The organism is Mycolicibacter algericus DSM 45454 (assembly GCF_002086455.1).
Taxonomy (GTDB): domain Bacteria; phylum Actinomycetota; class Actinomycetes; order Mycobacteriales; family Mycobacteriaceae; genus Mycobacterium; species Mycobacterium algericum.
Map to the genome: position 1 here is coordinate 176,075 of NZ_MVHC01000005.1, position 23,155 is coordinate 199,229.

19 protein-coding genes and 1 tRNA gene are annotated in these 23,155 nt (G+C 68.2%); 12 read left to right on the forward strand and 8 right to left on the reverse strand.

Going from position 1 to position 23,155, the window contains the following annotated elements; genetic code table 11:
• Positions 1-8 precede the first annotated feature (8 nt).
• From BST10_RS07455 to BST10_RS07465, 3 genes are all read left to right on the forward strand, one after another.
• A complete protein-coding gene (locus BST10_RS07455) occupies positions 9-1,847 on the forward strand; it encodes an ABC transporter ATP-binding protein (protein WP_049792844.1) in 1,839 nt (612 codons plus the stop codon).
• Positions 1,844-3,604: an ABC transporter ATP-binding protein gene (locus tag BST10_RS07460; protein WP_235673536.1), complete on the forward strand. Its 1,761-nt coding sequence runs from the start codon at positions 1,844-1,846 to the stop codon at positions 3,602-3,604. The genes BST10_RS07455 and BST10_RS07460 overlap by 4 nt, the downstream gene beginning before the upstream one ends.
• 86 nt (positions 3,605-3,690) lie before the next feature.
• Positions 3,691-4,542: an EamA family transporter gene (locus BST10_RS07465; protein WP_109559436.1), complete on the forward strand. Its 852-nt coding sequence runs from the start codon at positions 3,691-3,693 to the stop codon at positions 4,540-4,542.
• On the opposite strand, the gene BST10_RS07470 is transcribed toward BST10_RS07465, so the two are convergent.
• Complete coding sequence (locus BST10_RS07470) at positions 4,539-6,017, reverse strand: acetyl-coenzyme A carboxylase carboxyl transferase subunits beta/alpha (protein ID WP_083037270.1); 1,479 nt, start codon at positions 6,015-6,017, stop codon at positions 4,539-4,541. The two genes, BST10_RS07465 and BST10_RS07470, sit on opposite strands and share 4 nt — an antisense overlap.
• Positions 6,018-6,045: 28 nt before the next feature.
• Here BST10_RS07470 and BST10_RS07475 point away from each other — a divergent pair, with 28 nt between their 5' ends.
• The 5 genes from BST10_RS07475 to BST10_RS07495 all read left to right on the forward strand — a co-directional run bounded on the left by BST10_RS07475 (position 6,046) and on the right by BST10_RS07495 (position 11,397).
• Positions 6,046-6,777 (forward strand): enoyl-CoA hydratase, encoded by a 732-nt coding sequence (locus BST10_RS07475; RefSeq protein ID WP_013827770.1) that lies wholly within the window; start codon positions 6,046-6,048, stop codon positions 6,775-6,777.
• A gap of 69 nt (positions 6,778-6,846) precedes the next feature.
• Positions 6,847-8,007, forward strand: a complete 1,161-nt coding sequence (locus BST10_RS07480; protein WP_083037271.1) for an MBL fold metallo-hydrolase — start codon at positions 6,847-6,849, stop codon at positions 8,005-8,007.
• Entirely contained in the window at positions 7,992-10,421 is a 2,430-nt protein-coding gene (locus BST10_RS07485; RefSeq protein ID WP_205277363.1) for an HAD-IC family P-type ATPase, read from the forward strand. Before BST10_RS07480 ends, BST10_RS07485 begins: the two co-directional genes overlap by 16 nt.
• Positions 10,422-10,460: 39 nt before the next feature.
• A complete protein-coding gene (locus BST10_RS07490; RefSeq protein ID WP_013827773.1) occupies positions 10,461-10,898 on the forward strand; it encodes a type II toxin-antitoxin system Rv0910 family toxin in 438 nt (145 codons plus the stop codon).
• 79 nt (positions 10,899-10,977) lie between these two features.
• Positions 10,978-11,397, forward strand: coding sequence for a hypothetical protein (locus BST10_RS07495; RefSeq protein WP_083037272.1), 420 nt, complete (start codon positions 10,978-10,980; stop codon positions 11,395-11,397).
• A 16-nt stretch (positions 11,398-11,413) separates the two neighbouring features.
• Here the strand turns inward: BST10_RS07495 and BST10_RS07500 are convergent, their stop codons facing one another.
• Positions 11,414-12,163, reverse strand: a complete 750-nt coding sequence (locus BST10_RS07500; protein ID WP_083037273.1) for a 3-oxoacyl-ACP reductase family protein — start codon at positions 12,161-12,163, stop codon at positions 11,414-11,416.
• Between the two features lie 115 nt (positions 12,164-12,278).
• Between BST10_RS07500 and BST10_RS07505 the strand changes: the two genes are divergently transcribed.
• Positions 12,279-12,830: a TetR/AcrR family transcriptional regulator gene (locus BST10_RS07505; protein WP_083037274.1), complete on the forward strand. Its 552-nt coding sequence runs from the start codon at positions 12,279-12,281 to the stop codon at positions 12,828-12,830.
• 31 nt (positions 12,831-12,861) lie between these two features.
• Here BST10_RS07505 and BST10_RS07510 read toward each other — a convergent pair whose 3' ends face one another.
• The 3 genes from BST10_RS07510 to BST10_RS07520 form a co-directional block, all read right to left on the reverse strand.
• Complete coding sequence (locus tag BST10_RS07510; protein ID WP_083037275.1) at positions 12,862-13,680, reverse strand: TIGR03621 family F420-dependent LLM class oxidoreductase; 819 nt, start codon at positions 13,678-13,680, stop codon at positions 12,862-12,864.
• Between the two features lie 10 nt (positions 13,681-13,690).
• Positions 13,691-14,752: a poly-gamma-glutamate hydrolase family protein gene (locus BST10_RS07515; RefSeq protein ID WP_083037276.1), complete on the reverse strand. Its 1,062-nt coding sequence runs from the start codon at positions 14,750-14,752 to the stop codon at positions 13,691-13,693.
• 74 nt (positions 14,753-14,826) lie between these two features.
• Entirely contained in the window at positions 14,827-15,840 is a 1,014-nt protein-coding gene (locus tag BST10_RS07520; protein ID WP_235673697.1) for a DUF1254 domain-containing protein, read from the reverse strand.
• A gap of 322 nt (positions 15,841-16,162) precedes the next feature.
• On the opposite strand from BST10_RS07520, the gene BST10_RS07525 reads away from it, so the two are divergent.
• Positions 16,163-18,124 (forward strand): hypothetical protein, encoded by a 1,962-nt coding sequence (locus BST10_RS07525; RefSeq protein ID WP_235673698.1) that lies wholly within the window; start codon positions 16,163-16,165, stop codon positions 18,122-18,124.
• Between the two features lie 2 nt (positions 18,125-18,126).
• Here the strand turns inward: BST10_RS07525 and BST10_RS07530 are convergent, their stop codons facing one another.
• Positions 18,127-18,765: a TetR/AcrR family transcriptional regulator gene (locus BST10_RS07530; protein WP_109559437.1), complete on the reverse strand. Its 639-nt coding sequence runs from the start codon at positions 18,763-18,765 to the stop codon at positions 18,127-18,129.
• Positions 18,766-18,900: 135 nt separating this feature from the next.
• Between BST10_RS07530 and BST10_RS07535 the strand changes: the two genes are divergently transcribed.
• Complete coding sequence (locus BST10_RS07535; RefSeq protein WP_083037278.1) at positions 18,901-19,668, forward strand: hypothetical protein; 768 nt, start codon at positions 18,901-18,903, stop codon at positions 19,666-19,668.
• 83 nt (positions 19,669-19,751) lie between these two features.
• On the opposite strand, the gene BST10_RS07540 is transcribed toward BST10_RS07535, so the two are convergent.
• Positions 19,752-19,827: transfer RNA gene (locus BST10_RS07540), tRNA-Arg, on the reverse strand.
• A 126-nt stretch (positions 19,828-19,953) separates the two neighbouring features.
• Positions 19,954-20,469: a winged helix-turn-helix transcriptional regulator gene (locus BST10_RS07545; RefSeq protein WP_083037344.1), complete on the reverse strand. Its 516-nt coding sequence runs from the start codon at positions 20,467-20,469 to the stop codon at positions 19,954-19,956.
• A gap of 102 nt (positions 20,470-20,571) precedes the next feature.
• Between BST10_RS07545 and BST10_RS07550 the strand changes: the two genes are divergently transcribed.
• Complete coding sequence (locus tag BST10_RS07550; protein ID WP_083037279.1) at positions 20,572-22,839, forward strand: molybdopterin-dependent oxidoreductase; 2,268 nt, start codon at positions 20,572-20,574, stop codon at positions 22,837-22,839.
• The last annotated feature ends 316 nt before the right edge of the window (positions 22,840-23,155 follow it).

Here is a 23,155-nt window from a genome sequence, read left to right on the forward strand (position 1 = left end):
AGCGAGGGATGCGCCGCGGGTCGCCGCCTTCGATCCGCCTTCGATCTAAGGTCGATTGGGTGAAGCCGGCGTCCGCGTTGCGCAGCTTGGCGCCGTACCTGCGGCCCTACCGGGCGAGGTGGATCGCCATGATCACGGTGGCCGTCGTGAGCCTGGGTGCCACCGTGACGATCCCGCTGGTCACCAAGGCCGTCATCGACGGGCCGGTGGCCCACCGTGACCAGCCGGGACTGTGGGTGCTCGGGACGGCTGCCACCGCGCTCGGGGTCGGCGAGGCGGTGCTGTGGTTCGTGCGGCGCTGGCTGGTCGCGCACGCCACGATGGGCGTCGAAGCCGACCTCCGCAAGGACCTCTACGCCCGGCTGCAGGTGCTGCCGATGACCTTCCACGGGCGCTGGCAGTCCGGGCAGCTGCTGTCGCGGATCATGAACGACCTGGCCACCATCCGCCGATTTCTGGCATTCGTCCTGGTGTTCCTGGCGCTCAACACGTTGCAGATCGTCGCGGTGACGACCATCCTGCTGCTGCTGTACTGGCCGCTGGGCGTGGTCGCCTGCGTGTCGATGGTGCCGGTGACGCTGACGGTGCAGCACTTCCGGCGCCAATACACCCGGCTGTCGCGGCGGGCGCAGGACCAGGCGGGCCAGGTGGCCACCGATGTCGAGGAATCGGCGGTGGGGCTGCGCACGATCAAGGCGTTCGGCCGCGAGGACCACGTGTTCGCCCGGTTCGACGCGCAGGCCACGAGGCTGCGCGACCTGGGCGTCGACAAGGTGGTGGTGACGTCGAAGTTCTGGACGCTGCTGGAGGTGATCCCCAACCTCACGCTGATCGTGGTGCTGGCGGTCGGTGCGTACGCGGCCGGACACCACCTGGTCACGATGGGCACCCTGGTCGCCTTCATCACCTTGATGCTGTCGCTGGTCTGGCCGGTGTCGTCGTTGGGCTTTCTGCTGTCGGCCACCCAGGAGGCGATGACCGCCGCCGACCGGGTCACCGAGATCTTCGACGCACCCACCGAGATCACCGACGGTGACGATCCGGTGCCGCCGTCCGGGCGACTGGAGCTGCGCGACGTCGGGTTCCGCTTCGGCGATTCGGGTCCCGAGGGCTCCTGGGTGCTGCGCGGGGTCGATCTCACCGTCGAAGCCGGCGAGACCGTCGCGCTGGTGGGTGCCACCGGATCCGGCAAGTCGGTGCTGGCGATGCTGCTGTCGCGGCTCTACGACGCCGATGAGGGGCAGATCCTGATCGGCGGGCGGGATATCCGTTCGCTGACGCTGGCCGCGTTGCGTTCGGCGGTGATCACCGCGTTCGACGACCCCACGCTGTTCTCCATGTCGGTGGCCGAGAATCTGCGGCTGGGTCGGCCCGACGCGAGCGACGCGGAGCTGGCCCGCGCCCTGGAGGTGGCGTCGGCCGGATTCGTTTACGACCTGCCGCGCGGCCTCGACACCCGCATCGGTGAGCAGGGGATGAGCCTGTCGGGTGGGCAGCGTCAACGGCTGTCGCTGGCTCGGGCCCTGGTGGCCGCGCCGGCGGTCTTGGTGCTCGACGACACCCTGTCGGCACTGGATGTGCACACCGAGGCCGCCGTGACGGCGGCATTGCGCCGGGTGCTGCGCGGCGCCGACGGTCGGCCGCCGATCACCGCGATCGTGGTGGCCAACCGGGCCTCGACCGTGGCGCTTGCCGACCGGGTGGCGTTGCTGGAGCACGGGACCATCACAGCGGTCGGTACCCATGCAGAACTGCTGGCGGCGGTGCCGCGGTACCGCTACCTGTTGGCCGCCGACGACGAGCTCGATGACGGCGCCGAACACCTCGTCGAGTGGGCACGGCGGTGACGGCCGTCGCGGGCCGGGCCGCGGCGCGCGGCCTGCTGTGGTCGCTGCTGGGCCCCTACCGCGTCGCGGTCGTGTTGCTGGCGTTGATCGTTGTGGTGGAAAACGCTGCCCGCCTTGCGGTTCCGATTCTGGCGCAGCGCGGTATCGACCGGGGAATCCCGCCCATCGCCGCCGACGGCTCGACGCGGGTGCTGACGGCGATCATCGTCGCGCTGGGTGCGGTGGTGCTCGTGCAGGCCGGCAGCCGCATCCTGTTCCTGCAGTGGTCGGGCAGGATCGGCCAGCGGGTGCTGCTGGAGCTGCGGCGACGGGTGTTCCGGCACTTCCAGCGCCTCGACGTCGGCTTTCACGACCGCTACACCTCGGGGCGGGTGGTCAGCAGGCTGACCAACGACGTCGACGCGATCCAGGAGATGCTGCTGGGCGGGTTCGACAGCCTGGTCAGTGCCGTGCTGACGCTGGCCGGCACCGCGGTGCTACTGGTCGTGCTGGACTGGCGGCTGGGCCTGATGTGCCTGGGCGCCTTCCCCGTGCTGGTGGCGTTGCTGCGCTGGTTCAGGGCCGAGTCGTCGAAGACCTACACCGCGGTGCGGGAACACGCCGCGCGGGTGATCGTGCAGTTCGTCGAGACCATGACCGGTATCAAGGCGGTGCAGGCCTACCGGCGTGAAGCACGCAATGCCGAACTCTTCACGGGAGTCGCCGACCGCTACCGTGCCGTCAACGAGAAGGCGTTCAAACTGGTCGCCGTCTTCTCACCCGGTGTCAAACTGGTCGGCAACCTCACCACCGGGATGGTGGTGCTCTACGGCGGTTGGCGAGTCCTACACGGACACATGACGATCGGGACGTTCACCGCGTTCCTGCTCTACCTGCGGATGTTCTTCGACCCGATGCAGGAGATCACCCAATTCCTCAACACCTTCCAGTCGGCGACCTCGGCACTGGAGAAGCTGGCCGCGGTGCTCGCCGAGAAACCCGGAGTAGCCGACCCCGACGCTCCGGTCACCCTTGCAGAGGTGCGCGGCGAGATCGCCTTGCGCGACGTGTGTTTCGGCTACCGGGCCGATGCGCCGGTGCTGGCCGGACTGTCGTTGAGCATCCCGGCCGGCCAGACGGTGGCGCTGGTCGGCAGCACCGGTGCGGGCAAGACGACCATCGCCAAGCTGATCGCCCGGTTCCACGACCCGGCATCGGGCTCGGTGACGCTCGACGGTGTTGACCTGCGTGATCTCACGCAGGCGGAGCTGCGCCGGCACGTGGTGATGGTGACCCAGGAGAACTTCCTGTTCTCCGGGACACTCGCCGACAACATCCGGTTCGGCCGTCCCGAGGCGACCGACGCCGAGGTGGTCGCCGCCGCGGCCGGCGTGGGCGCCGAGGCGTTCGTCGCCGCCTTGCCGGACGGCTATGACACCGACGTGGCCAAGCGCGGCGGCCGGCTGTCGGCGGGCCAGCGTCAGCTGGTCGCATTCGCGCGGGCGTTCCTCGCCGACCCAGCGGTGCTGATCCTGGACGAGGCGACCTCAGCGCTGGACATTCCCGGCGAGCGGATGGTGCAACAGGCGCTGCGCACGGTGTTGGCCCGGCGGACCGCGCTGGTGATCGCCCACCGGCTCTCCACCGTCGAGATCGCCGACCGGGTGCTGGTGATCGAAGACGGGACCGTGGTCGAAGACGGGCCACCGGCCGACTTGATCCGCGCCGAGGGGCCCTACGCCGCCTTGCATGACGCCTGGCGGCGCTCGTTGGCCTGAGATCGGTCGCAAAGATCCCGCAAACGCCGGCGGTTTGAGACTGCCCGCACACTTACGCTTCTCGCCATGACACATAGGGGCGTCGCGTGATCGGCTCGCCGGCCGCCCAGGGGCTGGCGTTGGCGTCAGCCACCAGTTTCGGGATCAGCGACTTCGTCGGCGGCGTCGCGTCGCGGCGGGTTGCCGCGCTGCGGGTGGTGCTGGTGTCCACCCCGGTCTCGATGGTGATGCTGGGAGCACTCGCGATGATCGGCGGTGGCCACATCACGCCGGGCGCCGTCATGCTCGGCGTGCTCGGCGGGCTCAGCCAGGCCCTGGGTATCTGGTGGTTCTACGCGGCGATGGCGGCCGGCCCGATCTCGGTGGTCTCGCCGCTGGCGGCGGTGGTGGATGCCAGTGTGCCGGTGTGCATCGGGCGGGTGCTGGGGGAGCGGCCCGGCATGCTCGCCAGTGCGGGCATCGCGGTGGCATTGGCCGCCGTGGTGTTGATCAGCTGGCACACCGGAGACGGCGGCAGCCGGCAGCGGCTGACCCGCGGAGCGATCTGGTTGACGATCGCCTCGGGGGTGGCCCTGGGGTTGAACTTCGTGTTCTTGGATCGCACCCCGCCGGAAGCCGGATTGTGGCCCCTGCTGTTCGCGCGCGGGGCCGCCACGGTGCTGGTGATCGTGGTCGCGGCGGCCAGCCGCCAGCTGCGGCTGCCGACGGGGACGCCGCTACGGCTGGCGCTGGTGATCGCATTGCTGGACACCGCCGCCAACGTCACGATGCTGTTCGCGTTGCAGCTGTCGTTGCTGTCGCTGGCCAGCGTGCTGATCTCGCTGTATCCCGCCGCCACCGTGGTGCTGGCGGTGGCCGTCCTGCGGGAGCGGGTGCGTCCCCGTCAGGTCGCCGGAATGGTGCTGGCCGCGGTGGCGGTGGGGATGATCACCGGCTAACCCGCCAGCCCGATGCGGCGGTAGCGCTGCAAGCGCGCTGCCATCCGCTGCTCGGCCGGCACTCGCCGCAACGCGTCGAGCTCCACGGCGATGGCCCGCGACATGCGTTTGGCGAAGTCGATCGGCTCGTCGGCGGCATCCGGGCGCTCGGCCACGATCACGTCGACGATCCCGTGTGCCTTCAGATCCGCCGAGCGGATGCCCTGTGCGGCCGAGAGCTCCGGGGCGTGTCCGGTATCGCGGAAGACGATGGCGCTGGCGCCCTCCGGGGGCAGCGGTGCCAGCCAGCCGTGCGTCGCCGCCAGCACCCGATCCGCCGGCACCATCGCCAACGCGGGCCCGCCGCTGCCCTGACCGAGCAGCACCGACACCGTCGGCACCTCCAACGTGACCAGCTCTGCCAGGCACGCCGCGATCTGGCCCGCCAGCCCGCCCTGCTCGGCCTCCACCGACAACGCGGGCCCCGGGGTGTCGATGGCCAGCACCAGCGGCAGTCGCAAGTCCTCGGCCAACGCCATGCCGCGCCGGGCGTCGCGCAGCGCGATGGGGTCGGTGAGCCGGTCCGGGCCCCGCAACTGCCCCAGCACCACGGCGGGCTGACCGCCGAAACGGGCCAGCGCCAGCAGCATGGTGGCGCCCCGCTCGGCGCTTCCGGTGCCCGACAGGAACACCCGTTCGGTGGCGCCGTGTCGCAGCAGAAAACCCACGCCGGGCCGATCCGGGCGGCGCGACGCGCACACCGAGTCCCAGGCCGGCAGATCGGGTATCGGCTCGCAGGCCGGGCTCGCGGGTGGCGGCGCGGGATCGTCGAGCATCACCTTCAACGCCCGGGAGCAGGTGCGCCGCAGCCACTTCACCGGGATCACGCCGTCGATCACGCCGTGGGCCTGAAGGTTCTCGGCGGTCTGGATGCCGGGCGGGAACGGTGCGCCGTAGAGCTGTTCGTAGACCCGCGGACCCAGGAAACCCACCAGCGCCCCCGGCTCGGCCAGCGTGATGTGCCCGAGTGACCCCCAGGAGGCGAACACCCCACCGGTGGTGGGGTGGCGCAGGTAGACCAGGTAGGGCAGGTGGGCGCGTTTGTGCAGCTCGATGGCGGCGGCGATCTTGACCATCTGCAGGAAGGCGACGGTGCCCTCCTGCATCCGGGTGCCGCCCGAGCTCGGAGAGGCCAGCAGCGGCAGCCGCTGGGTGGTGGCCCGCTGGATCGCGGTGGTGATCCGCTCGGCGGCCGCCACCCCGATCGAGCCGGCCAGGAAGTCGAAGTCGCTGGCGATCACCGCGACCCGGCGCCCGCCCACCCGGCCCTCGCCGGTGATGACCGCCTCGTCGCGGCCGGTGGCGGCCCGGGCGGCGGCCAGCTCGGCGGCGTAATCGTCGCTGACCGGCAATGCCAGCGGCTCGTCATCCCAGCTGATGAACGAGCCGTGGTCCAATATTGCGTCCCGCAGTTCGTCGGCCCCGATCCTGCTCACACCACGAGCCTAATTACGCTGCTACCTCATGATCGGTGTTACCCGCGACGAAGCCGTCACCACCATCGAGTTGCAGCGTCCCGAGCGGCGCAACGCGCTGAACTCCCAGCTTGTCACCGAACTGCGGGAGGCGGTCTTGGACGCCGCCACCCACGACGTCCGGGCCATCGTGCTGACCGGGCAGGGCAGCGTGTTCTGTGCCGGCGCGGATCTGTCCGGCGATGCGTTCGCCGCCGACTACCCCGACAAGCTGCTCGCCCTGCACCAGAGCATCGCCGACGTCCCGCTGCCGGTGATCGGCGCGATCAACGGCGCCGCGATCGGCGCCGGTCTGCAATTGGCGATGGTCTGCGATCTGCGGGTGGTGGCCCCCGAGGCGTTCTTCCAGTTCCCGGTCGCCAAGTACGGTCTGGCGTTGGACAACTGGAGCATCCGCCGGCTGACCTCATTGGTCGGCTACGGCCGGGCCCGGGCGATGATGCTCACCGCGGAGAAGCTGCCCGCCGATGTGGCGCTGCTGACCGGCATGGCCAACCGGCTGGGCACCGTTGCCGACGCGCAGGCCTGGGCGCAGGAGATCGCCGGGCTGGCGCCGCTTGCCCTGCAGCACGCCAAGCGGGTGCTCAACGATGACGGCGCCTACCAGGAACAGACGCCGGAGCACAAGGAACTGTTCGACCGGGCCTGGGCCAGCCAGGACGTGGTCGAGGCGCAGATGGCCCGCATCGAGAAGCGGCCGCCGAAGTTCCAGGGCGCCTGACCGGAGCCCGCGGTGAGCGCAAACGCCACGGATCCGGATGCCGCCGGTCACCGCCCTAGACTCGGCAACATGTTGCGCGGTGCACTTCGGCTGGCCGCCGCCACCGCGTCCTTGGCCGCCGGCGGATGGACCCTTCGTGCGCTGCGCGGCACACCCGGTGCCCTTGGTGCCGCACCGCACGCCATCGACGCGGTGGCCGCCCGCTCCAGGCATTACCGCGACGGGATTTTCCACAACGTCGAGCGTGCCTCGATGGTCAACATGGATCGTGAACAACAGCGGCTGATGCTGCGGGAGCTGTTCGCGGACCGCGGCGCGAGCCGGCCGGTGGCGCCGGTCCCGCTGGGGGTCCCCGACTTCGCCGACGCCGCCGAACCGCTGACGGTCACCTGGCTGGGCCACGCCACCGCGCTGATCGAGGTCGACGGCTACCGGGTGCTGACCGATCCGGTGTGGAGTGAGCGCTGCTCGCCCTCGGATGCCGTCGGCCCCAGGCGGTTGCATCCGCCGCCGGTGGAGTTGTCGGCGCTGCCCGCGGTCGATGCGATCGTCATCAGCCATGACCACTATGACCATCTCGACATCGACACCGTCACCGCGCTGGCCCGCAGCCAGCGGGCGCCGTTCGTGGTTCCACTGGGCGTCGGTGCGCACCTGCGGGCGTGGGGCATTCCCGCTGACCGGGTCGTCGAACTCGATTGGGATGAGCAGACTTCGTTCGGCGAACTCACGTTGGTCTGCACGCCGGCGCGGCACTTCTCCGGCCGGTTCTTGACCCGCAACATGACGCTGTGGGCGTCCTGGGTGATCGCCGGGCCCGATCATCGGGTCTACTTCGGCGGCGACTCCGGCTACACCGGGAGCTTCGGGCAGATCGGCGCCGATCACGGCCCGTTCGACGTGACCCTGTTGCCGATCGGCGCCTACAACACCGCCTGGCCGGACGTGCACATGAATCCCGAGGAGGCCGTTCGGGCGCACCTGGACGTCGACGGTGCGACGCTGGTGCCGATCCACTGGTGCACGTTCCGGTTGGCGCCGCATCGCTGGGAGGAGCCGGTGGAACGGTTGCTGGCCGCCGCCGAGCCGGCCGGGGTGTCGGTGGTCGTCCCGCGTCCCGGCGGTTCAGTGAGGCTCGACGGAGGAGAGGCGAAGCTGGGACCGCCGCATAAACCCAGCGAGCGGATCCGGCCGGCGGTCGGCGACATTGAGCCGTGGTGGCGGTCTTGACCGTCGCGCGGGCCGCCGCGGGGCTCAGCGACGACGAAGTCGCCCAGCGGGTCGCTGACGGCCAGACCAACGACATTCCGGTGCGTGCCGCGCGCAGTGTGCACGAGATCGTCCGGGCCAACGTCTTCACCCGGATCAATGCGATCCTGGGCGTGCTGTTCGCCATTGTGCTCACCACCGGTTCGCTGATCAACGGGCTGTTCGGACTGCTGATCGTCTTCAACAGTGTCATCGGCATGGTCCAGGAGATCCGCGCCAAGCAGACGCTGGACAAACTGGCCATTGTCGGGCAGGCGAAACCGTTGGTGCGCAGGCAATCCGGGACGGTAGCGCTGCCTCCCCGGGAGGTGGTGCTCGACGACGTCATCGAACTCGGTCCCGGTGACCAGATCGTCGTCGACGGCGACGTCGTCGAGGTGTCCGATCTGGAGGTCGACGAATCGCTGCTGACCGGTGAAGCCGAGCCGATCGCCAAGAACATCGGGGACCACGTGATGTCGGGCAGTTTCGTGATCTCCGGCAGCGGCGCCTACCGGGCTACCCGGGTCGGCGGCGAGGCTTACGCCGCCAAGCTGGCCGAGGAGGCCACCAAGTTCACTCTGGTGAAATCCGAACTGCGCAACGGCATCGACCAGATCCTGAAGTTCATCACCTACCTGCTCATCCCGGCCGGGCTGCTGATCATCTACACGCAGTTGTTCACCACCGACGTGGGCTGGCGGGCCTCGGTGCTGGCGATGGTCGGGGCGCTGGTGCCGATGGTTCCCGAGGGCTTGGTGCTGATGACGTCGCTGGCGTTCGCCGTCGGGGTGATTCGGCTGGGACGACGGCAGTGCCTGGTGCAGGAACTGCCGGCGATCGAGGGGCTGGCCCGCGTCGACGTCGTCTGCGCCGACAAGACCGGCACACTGACCGAGAACGGCATGCAAGTCTCGGAGATCATCGAATTCGACGGCGCCGCAGGTCTTCCGGTGCATCAGGCGCTGGCGGCGCTGGCCGCCGACGACGCCAGGCCGAACGCGAGCATCCAGGCCATCGCCGAGGCGTTCCCGACGTCGCCGGGTTGGGTGGCCAACGCCTGCGAACCGTTCAAGTCGTCCGCCAAGTGGAGCGGTGTCTCGTACCGCGAACACGGTAACTGGGTCATCGGGGCGCCGGATGTGCTGCTCGAGCCGTCGTCGGCGCCCGCCGAGCAGGCTGAGCGGATCGGGGCGCGGGGTTTGCGGGTGCTGCTGCTGGGGGTCGGCGACCTGCCCGTCGATCACCCGGACGCGCCGGGGCAGGTCACTCCTGCTGCGCTGGTGGTGCTGGAGCAGAAGATCCGGCCAGACGCCCGACCTACCTTGGAATATTTTGCCGCGCAGGAAGTCTCGGTGAAGGTGATCTCCGGTGACAACGCCATCTCGGTGGGTGCGGTGGCCGGCGAGCTGGGATTGTCCGGGGATGCAATGGACGCTCGCAAGTTGCCGGCCGAGCCGGACCGGCTGGCCGATGCGCTGGAGGAGCACACCGTGTTCGGCAGGGTGCGACCGGATCAGAAGCGCGCCATGGTGCGCGCCCTGCAGGCACGTGACCACACCGTGGCCATGACCGGTGATGGCGTCAACGACGTGCTCGCGCTCAAGGACGCCGATATCGGTGTCGCGATGGGAGCGGGCAGCTCGGCGGCGCGCTCGGTGGCGCAGATCGTATTGCTGGACAACAAGTTCGCCACCTTGCCCTACGTGGTGGGCGAGGGCCGCCGGGTGATCGGCAACATCGAACGGGTAGCGAACCTGTTCTTGACCAAGACGGTGTATTCGGTTCTGCTCGCCCTGCTGGTCGGCCTGGTCGGGCTGGCGTCGGCGCTGTTCGGCACCGAGCCGCTGCTGTATCCGTTCCAGCCGATCCACGTCACCGTCGCCGCCTGGTTCACCATCGGAATCCCGGCTTTCATCCTGTCGCTGGCGCCCAACAACGAACGGGCACACCCCGGATTCGTCCAGCGAGTGATGAGCGGGGCGCTGCCGGCCGGCCTGGTGGTGGGCATCGCCACGTTCACCTCATACCTACTGGCCTACCGCGGCAGCGAGGCCACGGCGGTACAGCAGATCCAGGCCTCCACCACGGCCCTGATCACCTTGCTGACCACCGCCGGGTGGGTGTTGGCCGTCGTGGCGAGGCCGTATCAGTGGTGGCGGCTGACGCTGGTGACCTGCTGCGGTCTGGCCTACGTGGGCATCTTCGCGATCCCGCTGGCCCGGGAGAAGTTCCTGCTGGATCCCTCCAATGTGGCACTGACCTCGCTGGCACTCGGTGTCGGGGCAGTCGGTGCGGTCGCCATCGAGGCGGTGTGGTGGGCGCGCGGCGCCATGCTCGGCGAGCGACCCAAGTTGTGGCGAGAGTCGGCAACGACCACAATGACGCAGCGATGAACACGGGATAACCGGGGACAAGAAGGGAAACAGAATCACATGGCCAAGCTCTCCGGCTCCATCGACGTCCCACTTCCTCCCGAGGAGGCCTGGGGTCACGCCTCGGATTTGTCGCGTTACAAGGAGTGGCTGACCATCCACCGGGTGTGGCGCAGCGTGCTGCCCGACACCCTGGAGAAGGGCACGACGCTCGAGTCGATCGTCGAGGTCAAAGGCATGCCCAACCGGATCAAGTGGACGATCGTGAACTACAAACCGCCGACGGGGATGACCCTCAACGGCGACGGCAAGGGCGGGGTCAAGATCAAGCTGCTCGCCAAGGTCGCCCCAGCCGGCGACGGGTCCAAGGTCAGCTTCGATGTTCATCTGGGCGGGCCGGCGCTGTTCGGGCCGATCGGCATGCTGGTGGCCGCCGCGCTGAAGAGCGACATCAACGAGTCGCTGCAGAAGTTCGTCACGGTTTTCGCGCCGGCTTGAGTGGTTGGGCGCCATGCCATCCCGTCACCGGGGCAGTCGCGGCCACGGCGGGCTTGTCGATGCGGGCTAGTGTCACAACATGACTCGCGTACACCCGGGCTGGCTCGTCGCACTGTTCGCTGCGATCCTGTCGGTCAGTGCGTGGCTGCCCTGGCTGACCACCTCGGCCCACGGGGGTGGGCGTGCCAGCGCGATCGGCGGCACCGCCGGCAGTATCGCCTTGCCGCCCCGCTTCGGCGTCGGCCAGTTGATCGTGCTGTTGGCCGCCGTGCTGCTGGTGGCCGGTGCGATGATCGGCCGTGGGCTGTTCAGCAGACTGGCATCGGTTGTCGCACTGGTGCTCTCACTGGGCATCGTCGCATTGGGCGTGGCGTTCTACCGGCTCAACGTCGTCGCGCCGATCACCGCGGGCTACGGGCTGTACATCGGCGCGGTCAGCGTGGCCGGCGCACTGGGCTGCTCGGTGTGGGCGCTGGTGTCGGCGGGGCGTCGAGGCTGAGCCCCGGCACCGGCGGCTACACGGTGAAACCGCCGTCGACGTTCCAGTTCGCGCCGGTGACGAATCCGGACTCCGGGCCGGCGAGAAAGCTCACGATGGCGGCGACATCGTTGACGTGCCCGTAGCGGCCGAGCGGCATGAGCTTCTTCAAGCTCTCGGGGAAGTCACCGCCGTTGTCGGGGTTGGCATCGGTGTCGATCGGACCCGGTTGCACGTTGTTGACGGTGATGCCGCGTGGGCCGAGTTCGCGTGCCAGGCCCCTGGTGAACGACGCCACCGCGCCCTTGGTCATGCCGTATACCGAGAACCCGGGGGTCGGAATCCGATCGGCGTTGATGCTGCCGATGTTGATGATCCGCGAGCCCTCACCCAGGTGCTTCACGGCGGTGCGTGTCGCCCAGAACATTCCGCCGATGTTGACCGCCACGAGGCGGTCGAACTGCTCGGCCGGAAAGTCATCGACCAGCGCCCCGTACGCGACGGCGGCGTTGTTCACCAGCACGTCCAGCCCGCCGAGTTCGGTGGCGGCTTGCTCGACCGCGGCCACCACCTGGGCGGGATCGCCGGAGTCGGCCTGGATGGCGACCGTCTTTCCGCCGTTGGCGGTGACCTCGGCGACGACCTTGTCGGCCTCGGCCGCCGATGCCGAATACGTGAAGGCCACCGCGGCGCCGTCGGCGGTCAATCGTCGTACGGTCTCCGCACCGATGCCGCGGGAACCTCCGGTGACCAGTGCCCGCCGTCCCGTCAGGGGTGCTGTGCTCATGTCGTGGCCTTTCAGCTAATTACGAACCGACGTGTTACTTAGTACTATGAGCTCAAGGCCGTTCCGAAGCGAATGCATTCCCGGTGTGGTCGGAGTCACAGAGAGGCGGGGCGCGATGGCGGTGGGCCGGCCACGCGAGTTCGACCCCGATCAAGTCGAGCACGAGGCGATGAAGCTGTTCTGGGCCCACGGCTTCGACGGCGTCTCGATCTCCGACATCAGCGCCGCGACCGGGGTCAACCGCCGCAGCATCTACGCGGAGTTCGGCTGCAAGGAGCAGCTGTACGAGCGAGCGATGCAGCGGTACGTCGCGGGGCCGGGCGGCTACCTCGTCGAGGCGCTCGCGCTGCCGACCGCCCGTAGCGTCGCCGCAGCGGTGGTCCACGGGGCGGCCGACGCCGTCAGCGGCGACCCGCGCGGCTGTTTCACCATCGACGACGGCCCGGGAGTGGCCGAAATGCGGGAGGCGTCGGTGCGCCGGCTCGCGCAGCGATTCGACGCGGCGGTGGCCGACGGCGAGCTGTCCGGCGTCGACACCCTGCTGCTTGCCCGCTGGATCGCCACGGTATGTCAGGGCATCGCAATCCAGGCACGAGGCGGAGTCAGTCGTGCCGATCTGCACGCGCTGGCCGACGTGGCGTTGACGGGCTGGCCGGGCTCCTGCTGACGCCGCGGCATCGCTCGGCGGCGACTCCGGGTCACCGCAGCGCGGCGATGACCTTCGCGAAGGCTTCGGCGTGGTGCTGCTGCACGGTGAAGTAGCTCACCCCGTAGCGCCGGCGGTATTCCCGCAGCGTGTCGGCCATCTCGTGCGGTGACCCCGACAGCACGGCGGGCATGGCCAGCAGTTCCTGATCCGACAGGGTCGGAGCGAATCGGCGAGTCAGCGACAGGTCGGGCATCCCGGAGGCATCGGTGGGCACGGCCGTGATGGCGAGATTCAGTTCCAGCGTGTCGAACCGATCGCCGGCGGCGGCGCGGACGAAGGCGACGCGCTCGGCCAGTGCGTCATCCGCCCCGGCCACCCGTGCCCCGGTCAGTCCGATGATGTCGGCGTGCCGTGCCGCCACGGTGAGCAGTCGGTCGCCGCTGCCGGCGATGAGGATGGGCACGTCCGGCTGGTGCGTCGCCACATACGTCGTGAGGTGTTCCAGGTAGGCGATGCGGCGTGCAGCCGTCGGGAACGGTAGTTCGGCGGCTTCGAACTCCGCCCGGACGTACCCGGCGCCCAGGCCGACCTCGAGTCGCCCACCGGACAGCAGGTCGGTGTCGGCGACATCGCGGGCCAGTAATGCCGGTTTGTAGAAGCAGGCGTTGAGCACATAGGTACCCAGCCGGATGCTGGTGGTGGCTGCGGCGGCCGCGACCAAAGCGGGGAAGGGGGCTGGGGCGCCCAGGTGATCGGGCACGTGGAGAACATCGAACCCGAACCCTTCCAGCCGCCGCGCGGTCTCGGCCAGGGCGGTCGCGGACCGGATCGCGTGCAGGCCGACGCCGAAGCGAAACTGCTTGTCCACCAACTACCTCCTAATCCCAGGACCGGGCTGCCAAGGCCAGGCCCCGCACCAGTGCCGACGTGACCGGCGAGAGGCCGTCCTGGCCGGGCGGTTGGCTGCGAGGACTGATGCCCCGGACCCGCGGCGACAGTTCCAGTTGGGCCCCGCCGCCGCGGGTCTGATTGACCGGGTTCGCCGGATGCAGGCCGCGCAGCCCCGCCGGGATCGCCTCGAGGTCGGTGATCACCTGATAGCCGGGCAGAACCAGGCAGCGGGCGAGGTGCTCGGCCAGGCGGCGGTTACGGCCACCGGCCAGCAGTTGGGTGCTGCGTCCGATCCGGCCGTAGCCGTGCAGCGACACCACGACGTCGACATGGTCGAGAAATTCGGCGAGCCGCGGCGACTCCGCGGCGAGATAACGCGTCGACGGCAGGTGCCGCGGGTATCCGTCGGGATGCCGCACCAGATACACCGATGCCCCGGCCGCGTCGGCGGCGCGTTCGGCGATCACGTCGGTCATCTGCTCCAAGCCCCCGCCGTGAATGGCCAGGAAGCCGAACCGCGACCGCAGCCGACTGTCCTCGATGACGTCGGATTCGGCCAGCAACGCCGAAAGCGATTGCGGCCCAGCATGGTCGGCGGGGGGAGTGCGCGGCGGCCATTGGATCGGATCCCAGCGGCGCAGAAACTCGATCCATGCCGGCGGAAGCCCGTGTTGGACGGCTGCGCCGATGATGCGCTCCAGATAACCGTCGCGCGGCGCACCGGTCTGCACCCGATGGTCGATATAGACCCACGCCGGCGACGAGCCGTCGGTGGTGTGGATGGTCAGCCGGTCGCGGCGGTAGCGCACCGGTACGCCTTCGGCGCTGTCCAGCGCGGCCAGGTCGCGATCGGACACCCGCCACAACACCCCGTGGACCCGCGATCCGGGGAACGGCTCGACGGTGGCGACACCGCGCTGATTGATCAGCCAGTCATGGTCGGCTAGCGTCGCCGGCCGGGGGTCCGACGCTTCGGGGCAGCGGCGCGCCATCTGCTGTGCGCACAGGTTGGACCCGTACGCGAAGTAGGCGTGCTGTGTCGCCGTCACCTAGCCCGGCGACTGCCTGATGATCACCACAATCTGCAGACTAACGGTGGCCGGGCCGGACCGGCGCCATGTCGTCAGCGTGGCGGACGCGCCGGGGGTGCGGGAGTGGATGCCGTGGGCGTCGGGGTGGGCCGGGTGCCGGTGCCGGCCGTCTCCGTCGGCTGCGCCTCGGGGAACACCCACTTCCCGGAGAGGATCTCCTGTTCGGGCTGATAGAGCCGGACCAGATAGTTCCAACCCGGCGTGACCGGCAGGCAGTTGACGACATCAGCCGAGCAGCCGCCGAACTGTATGGTCACCGATCCGTCGTCGGCCTTTGTCGCGGTGACGTCGTTGACCGAGTAGGCCTGCTGCGGATTCTCGGTGAAATAGCCGTTCTTGTTGTAGACACTGACCGACCAGAAGGCGTTCACCGGGACGTCTTTGACGGTCAGCCGATACACGGTGTTGCCGTCGTTGCGGGCCGGGGTGACGTTCAGATACAACGCCTCGGTCTCCGGGTTACCGCCCCAGGCCGCTGCGGCGCCGATCAGGTGCCGCACCGGGTCGGTGTCGGCCAAGCTGCCGAACATGCCGCGGGTGTCGGGGATCGTCTCGGCCAGTACCAGCAGCGCGTCGCTGACCTTCTTCTGGCTGACCGGATCCCACCGGGGAACGTCGAAGGTTCCGGACTCCTGCTGCGTCACGGTGATCTGGTCCTGCAATCGGTGTGCTGCCCGCAGGTCATCGGGGTCCTTGGGGTTGGCCAGGATGCGGACGGCGATCATCACGTAGCGGGTGGCGACGTGGTCTTGGTCGAGCGTGTGCTCGCCGCTGCCGTAGAACATGTCGGTGACGTATTCGTCCTGGTTGATCACCTGCGCCGACATGTACCGCTCACCGGGGTCGGGCAGGGTGATCGTCACCGGGGCCGCCTGCAGGTCGAACACCGCCGCCGAATACAGGGTGTCCCGGTTGGATCGCACCACCAGCTGCCGGTCGATCGGGGTGAGCTCACGCATGTGGAAGAACCGACCGAATCCGTTCTCATTGACGACGTTGGTGAACTCCTGGTCGGTGACGGCCCGCACGAAGTTGTCCGGCGACACCAACACCATGCCGTTGGGAGTGCTGCGCGGCGCCAGGTGTGCCAGCGGGTCCGGGCCTGACTTGGTCACGGTCAGCCCGCATCCCGTCAGTGCCAGGGCGGTCGTCACCGCGCCGAACGCAGAAACCCATCGCTTGGACATGCAGCGCAACCTACCTGGCGCCATCGGCCGATGTCGTCAAAGGGTTTCGCAACACGAGTAGCGGAATTCGCGTGTGAGCTGTTGCACGGCCTCGGATACCGACGTAGGGTCCCGAATGAGAGTTCACCATTAATTCGATGTGCAAATGATGAGAGCCCAATCCGAAGGAGTGGCCGTGCAGATGACCGGGAGCGCCGAAGGCGACCGTTCCGGCCGAATCCGGCGGTACGGGTTCGCCACAGCAGCACTGGCCACCGCGCTGTCGATGGTGGTGGGAACCCCCGCGGTCACCGCCCGGACCGCCCCCGCGGTGGCATTGACGTCGACGGCCGGGTTTCAGCCGGCGATCGATGCGCTGATCGCGGAGATGCAGCGGCTCGTCGGCGTCAACATGGCATTGGACTACGCGGCGCCCGGCAGTGAAGACGAACTGATGACGATGCTGCAGAACACCAACTACCAGTTGCTCAGCGCCGGGCTGTCACGTGTCACCCAACTGTTCAACGGGGTCTTTTTCCAATCACCCGAGGTGATCGCGGGCAACGCCGCCGACCCCCGCCAGTACTTCGACTTCTTCACGCCCGATATCTACTACCGGGTGACCGCCGGTTTGGCGCCCGGTGCGACGTATGTGCTGAACGGGACCCTGGGCGGGGGGACCGAGCATTTCGTGATCAGCACCCAGGCCATCACCGGCGGATCGGCGCAGGCCATCGAGAATCTTGAAATGGGTCACGGGCTGGTGGTCAACCCCGACGGCACCTTCACGGTGTACATCGGTCCGGAGGCGCCGGAGGGCGCCGTCAACTTCATGGATTCCACCGACGCCACCGTCGGCGGCGCCGCTTCGCTGCTGATCCGGGACATGCTCGGCGACTGGGCGAAGGGCCCCGGCCACGTCACCCTGCAATGTGTGGCCGACTGCCCGCCGTTCTTCGCCATCCCCGAGGGCGGGTTCTTCCCCAGCGACGACCCGGTCGGGGCCACGCTGGAGCAACCGGGCGGCATCACCTCCGTCGACTCGATGCTCACCACGCTGTTCAGCGCCTTCGCTCAGGTCATCGGCCCGTTCAACACACGCGCCATCGAGGGCGGGGCGTCGGTGGGTATGAACGTTCCGGCCAACACCATGTTCGACTTGAGTCCGCAGACCAGTTACGGCGCCGGGCTGGAGAGCGCGGTGGTCACCGGCGGCAATTTCGAGCTGGAACCTGACGAGGCGCTGATCCTGAAGGTGCCCACCGTGGACGCGGCCTACAGCGGCATCGAGTTGATGAACGTCTACGGCGGCGCGCTGCCCTACGTGATGGCGCAGACCACGCTCAACCACACCACCACCTACCACGCCGAGGACGGCTACACCTATTACGTCATCAGCGGGACGAACCCGGGTGTGGCGAACTGGCTGGACACCGGCGGCATCAACACCGGTGAGATCTTCGCCCGCTTCGAGAACGTCACCGACCCCGACAATGCACTCGGGCTGGGCGTGACGACGGAGGTGGTGAAGCTCGCCGACCTCGGCACCAGCATGCTGCCGGACGACACCCCCACCGTCAGCCCGGAGGAATTCGCCGCCGACATGGCGCAGCGGGTGCTGTCCTACGGCTACGGCTTGGACGTGTCCCGGATGCACGCCCAACCGGACTGGGTGCTGCAGAACCTGCTGATGAACGGCCTGCAGGGCCTGATGGGCGACGAGAACTACGAGGCCGTGTTCGGCCATGAGCCCTTCACCCCGATCGCGCTGCGGTTCACCGACGCGCTCAGCCCGAACTGGGATGCGGTGTGGAACAGCATCATGGACCACCCGATGGAAAGCCTGACGGCGGTGTGGAACAACCTGCCCCTGCTGGCCAGCGACATCAACCTGCCGATCACGCTGGCGCTGGCCCAGACCGCGCTGTCGGTGGTGATGCCGCAGCTGCTGATCCCGGCCATCAACGACGCGCTGTTCGATCCCAACACCAGCATCCTGGCCGGGCTGCTCAACGCCCGGGACGACTTCGCGACGGCGATCCTGACCGCCACCGACGCCTGGCCGACCGAACTGGGTGAGCAGGCGACTCAGCAGTGGGCGAACATGGCGGACCTGATCGCAAGCACCCCCAGCTTCGACCTGTCGGACCTGTTCGGGGGCTGATCTCAAGCCGCCAGGCAACGACGCAGGTGCGCGACGACTTCTTCGGCCAATGCCTCGACCGGCTGGCGGCAGTCGCCGGCGACCCAGTCGGTCAACCAGATCTGCAGGGCCGAGATCACCAGGGAGGCCACGACTGCTGGTCGTAGTCGGGTGATCTCGCCGGCTTCGATTGCGGCCTCGGCGGCGCGGGTGATCATGTCCATGCCGGTACGCCAGACCTCACGCTGTTCGCCGCGGCCGGCATCGATCAGGGTGGTGGCGGTGCCCCAGCTGAGGCCATCGCGAAGATGCAGGTGCAGGAAGTTCGGATGGCCGGCGAAGAACTCGACCTCGACACGCGCCGCGCTGAGGATGTTGTCGAGGGCAGTGGCGTTCTTGTCGGTGCGCCCTTGGACGGCCGCAACAAATTCCGTCATCCGCTCGGCGTTGAGCGCATCCCACAGCTCGTCCTTGCCGGAGAAGTGGCGGTAGACGGTTGTCAGCGACACCCCGGCGCGCTTTGCGATCGCACCTACCCGCGCGCCGGTAAAGCCGGTCTGGCCGAATTCGTACTCGGCGGCCGCCAGGATCTGGCGACGATACATCGCGCGTCGTGCGTCATCGAGGCTGGTTGCCGAACGCTTCCGTTCCGCGGCGTTCATCCGAGATCACTCACTCACCTTTGAGTTCTTGTCCGCCCGTGCCCTCACGATGATACCGTCGCCCAGTAATCACTGTTCTGATAAGAGTAATTATCATTACTCGGTACGTGTCCGACGCGGCGAAAGAGGACGTGGATGACGGCGACATCAGCGACATCAGCGGCCGACCCCGAGACACCCCCGACCATCACGGCGAAGCTTCCGCCGTCGCGTGCGCTGCGGATCGTGTGGATCGCGGCCTTCGGTTCTCTCGCCGTGAGCTTTCCGCTCTACAGCTACTTGGCGTTCCACAGCGGGTTTGACCGCGGCGGCATCGCCAACGCGATGGTCGTGCAGGTAACGGTCGCGTACTTCCTGGGAATCTTCGCGGCGTTCCTGCCGATCCCGTCGCTGCGGCAGTGGACGCGGTTCCAGCGCCTGCAGGGCGTCGTGTTGGCGTTCGCGCTTGTTTCCTACACCACGCATCTGACCTGGGAGTTGGGCTGGCTCATCCTGCACAAGGCCATTCCCGCCGCCCGCGACGCCGCCTGGGCCTACCCGTGGTGGAACTACATCGACGGCGGTGACATGCGCTACCTGGACGCCGCTCCGGGCTTCCTGATGATCGAGGTGCTGTCGGTGATCAACGGTTGCATCGGCATGACCGGCTTGATCTTGCTGTTCCGGTCGAAATTCCTCGACCATCGAGGCACGCTGCTGATCATGTCGACGGCGGTCACCCACACCGTGCTGACGTGGTACTACTACGGCACCGAGATCATCGGCGGGTTTCCCTCGGTGAACACCTCCAGCTTCATGGACCTCGGCGTCAAGTTCGTTCTTCTCAACGGCCCGTGGCTGATCGCCCCGTGGTTAGTCCTGGCGTGGGGATATGCGATGCTGATCCGTCAACTCCGGGCATGAGGCGGCCGGTGCGATCGAAAAACACCGTGAAGAACCAGCCGAAGCCGAAACGTCAAGCATCATCCGACGTCATACCCGGAACTTGGTGCCCCCGGGCGGATTCGAACCGCCGACACCGGCTTTAGGAGAGCCGTGCTCTATCCCCTGAGCTACGGGGGCGGGGGGACCTGTCTGAATGGGTGTTGAAAACTCTAGTGGATCGCCGATGGTGGGCGGCGTTCGGCTCGGTGAGCCCGTCGGGATCCCCGGCTGACAGTTCAATACCCCCTCGGGTGGGTGGTCGGTTCAGCCCTGCGACGGCCCGGTCTGGTTGAAACGGGCAGCGATCCGCGGATTGTCGAGCAGGTGCTCCGGGAATCCTGGACCTGCGTGGGCGTGGGTTTGCTCGGACGTCACGGCGGCACCGCAGTGCGTGCACACCACGATGGCCTCCAGATCATGGCCGCACGGCTCATGGCTCAGGATCACCGGCAGTTCTTTGCCGTGATTCATCCACCGGTCGCCCCACGTCTTCATCGCGGCCATGACGGGGAAGAAGTCACGGCCGGATTCGGTGAGCAGGTATTCATGCCTGACCGGCTCGGTTTGGTATTCCCGGCGCTCGAGCAGGCCGGCGTCGACGAGTACCCGCAGCCGGTCGGTCAGGGTGTTGCGGGCGATACCCAGGGAGGCGATGAACGCGTCGAACCTGGTTTCACCGTAAAAGGCCTCGCGTAGCACGAGCAGGGTCCAGCCGTCGCCGAGCAGGTCCGCGGTGCGCGCGATGGTACAGGGCCATCTGGCGAACGAAGTCGTCTTCACGTCGCTGAGCATATCAGTTGCGTCGTGAGACTGACTTGTGGCGACTGCGTCGACGGGTTACTGTCGGGTCAGTTTCACTATGCAACTGCCGAGGAGCGATGCATGTCCGAAGTCACCCTCACCACCGGGCGCGAGCCCACGTTGAAGCCGAGCGCCTGCATCCTGTGCGAGTGCAACTGCGGCATCGAGGTGCTCGTCGAGCCCGATACCGGACGGTTCCTGAAGATCCGCGGCGACAAGGCGCACCCGGCCTCGGCGGGCTACACCTGCAACAAGGCGCTGCGCCTGGACGCCTACCAGAACGGCCGCAACGATCGGCTCACCAAGCCGCTTCGGCGCCGAGAAGACGGCACCTTCGAGGAGGTCGAGTGGGACGCCGCGCTCACCGAGATCGCCGAGCGGCTCATGCAACTGCGCGACGAGCACGGCGGCGAGTCGATCTTCTACTACGGCGGAGGCGGCCAGGGGAACCATCTCGGCGGGGCCTACGCGCCGGCGACGATGGCCGCCTATGGCGCGCGTTTTCGCTCCAGCGCGCTGGCGCAGGAGAAAACGGGCGAGTTCTGGGTTGCTGCCAGGATGCTCGGCCGTCCGCACCGATCCGATTTCGAGCACTGCGAGGTCGCGGTCTTCGTCGGCAAGAACCCCTATCAGTCCCACGGCTTCCCCCGAGCCCGCTCGGTGCTCAAGGAGATCGGCAAGGATCCGTCCCGATCGATGATCGTGATCGACCCGGTGCGCACCCAGACCGCCGAGCTGGCCGACTTCCACCTGCAGCTGCGCCCGGGCACCGACCTGCACCTGCTGACCGCGATGGTGGCGGTGCTGGTGCAGGAGGATCTGATCGACCACGCCTGGCTGGCCGAGCACACCGACGGGTTGGCCGAGGTCGCAGCGGTGATGCGCGAGGTGTCGGTCGCGGAAAACTGCGCTGTCGCCGACGTGCCCGAAGACCTGGTGCGCGCCGCCGCGCGACGCATCGCTGAGGCCGGGTCGGTCGCAATGCTGGAGGACCTCGGAATCCAGATGAACCGCAACTCCACCGTGGTCTCCTATGTGGAGAAACTGGTGTGGCTGCTCACCGGTAATTTCGCCAAGCGCGGCACCCAGTACGTATTCTCCGGGCTCGCGCCGATCGCCCGCGACCGCGGGCTGGCGTTCGACGACATCCCCCGCACCCCGGTCAGCGGGGCGGCCATCGTCAGCGGGCTGATTCCGTGCAATTCGATCCCCGACGAGATCCTCACCGTGCACCCCGACCGGTTCCGTGCGGTGATCGTCGAGAGCAGCAACCCGCTGCACTCGCTCGCAGACAGTGTGCGGATGACGGAGGCGTTCCGCGCCCTGGAGTTGGTGGTCGTCATCGACATCGCCATGACCGAGACCGCGCGCGAGGCGGACTACGTCCTGCCGCCGCCGACCCAGTACGAGAAGTACGAGGCGACGTTCTTCGACTTCGAGTTCCCGCGCAACCTGTTCCATCTGCGCCATCCGCTGCTGGAGGCACCGGCCGGTCAGCTGGCCGAGCCCGAGATCCACGCCCGGCTGTGTGAGTTGGCCGGGGCCGTCGGTGAGGCCGACTACGCGCCGTTGCGGGCGGCGTTGGCTCAGGGGCGGGAGGCCTTCGCCCAGGCGATGCTCGGCGTGCTCGCTGACCGACGGCTGGCCAAACTGGCCCCGGTCCTGCTCTACCGGACGCTGGGCCCGACGCTCCCGGACGGCGCGGCGGGCGCGGCCGTGCTGTGGGGGGCGTCGCTGATGTGCGCGATGGAGAACCCGGCCGGTGTTGCCCGCGCCGGTTACGGCGAGGGGCTGATGGCCGGCGACCGGCTCTTCGAGGCGATCCTCGCCAGCCCGCACGGGGTGGTCATCACCGACGACGAAGACGACGAGTCCTGGCGACGATTGGGGGGTCGGCGCATCCAGCTCGACGTACCCGAACTGCTCGATGTGGTGCGCAAACTCGGCGACGACGAGGCTGTCATCGCCGAGCCCGACTATCCGCTGGTGCTCTCTGCCGGGGAGCGCCGCGACTTCACCGCCAACACGATTTTCCGCGACCCGGCCTGGCGTAAACGCGATCCCGAAGGCGCGTTGCGGGTATCCCAGGCCGACGCCGCCGCCTTGTCGTTGGCGACCGGCGACCGGGTGCGGGTGAGTACCCGCCGTGGCTCGGCCGAAGCCGTGGTCACGGTGGTCGACACCATGCGGCAGGGGCACATCTCCCTGCCGAACGGGCTCGGTCTGGTCTCGCAAGACGGCGAACAGGTCGGGGTACGCCTCAATAACCTGACCGCGTCCGCAGACCGCGACGAATTCGTCGGCACCCCATGGCATAAGTCCGTCCCGGCGAGATTGAAGAAGATCTGATCGTCGCCGCCGCGCAGGGGCGCTGCCTGACCCTGGGCATCGAGTTGCTGCAGGTCCCCTGGGGCGGGTCCCGCGCGGTGGCGGCGCGGAGGCGCAGGTAATCAAGCGAAGACGTTGCAGGCCATGGGGCGCATGCCGGTAAACAAGTACGAAGAACGTAACGGGCCATGCACCGCCGAGCTGGCAGCGATGTTGCGGCGCGAATCACCCGTGTTGCAGACATGGTGGCCGCCACGCCGGATGTGTTCCGTTCTGTCCTCGCGAGCATCGACAGCCCCGCAGCCCACGAGGTGGTCGATCGGCTGCTTCCGCGCCT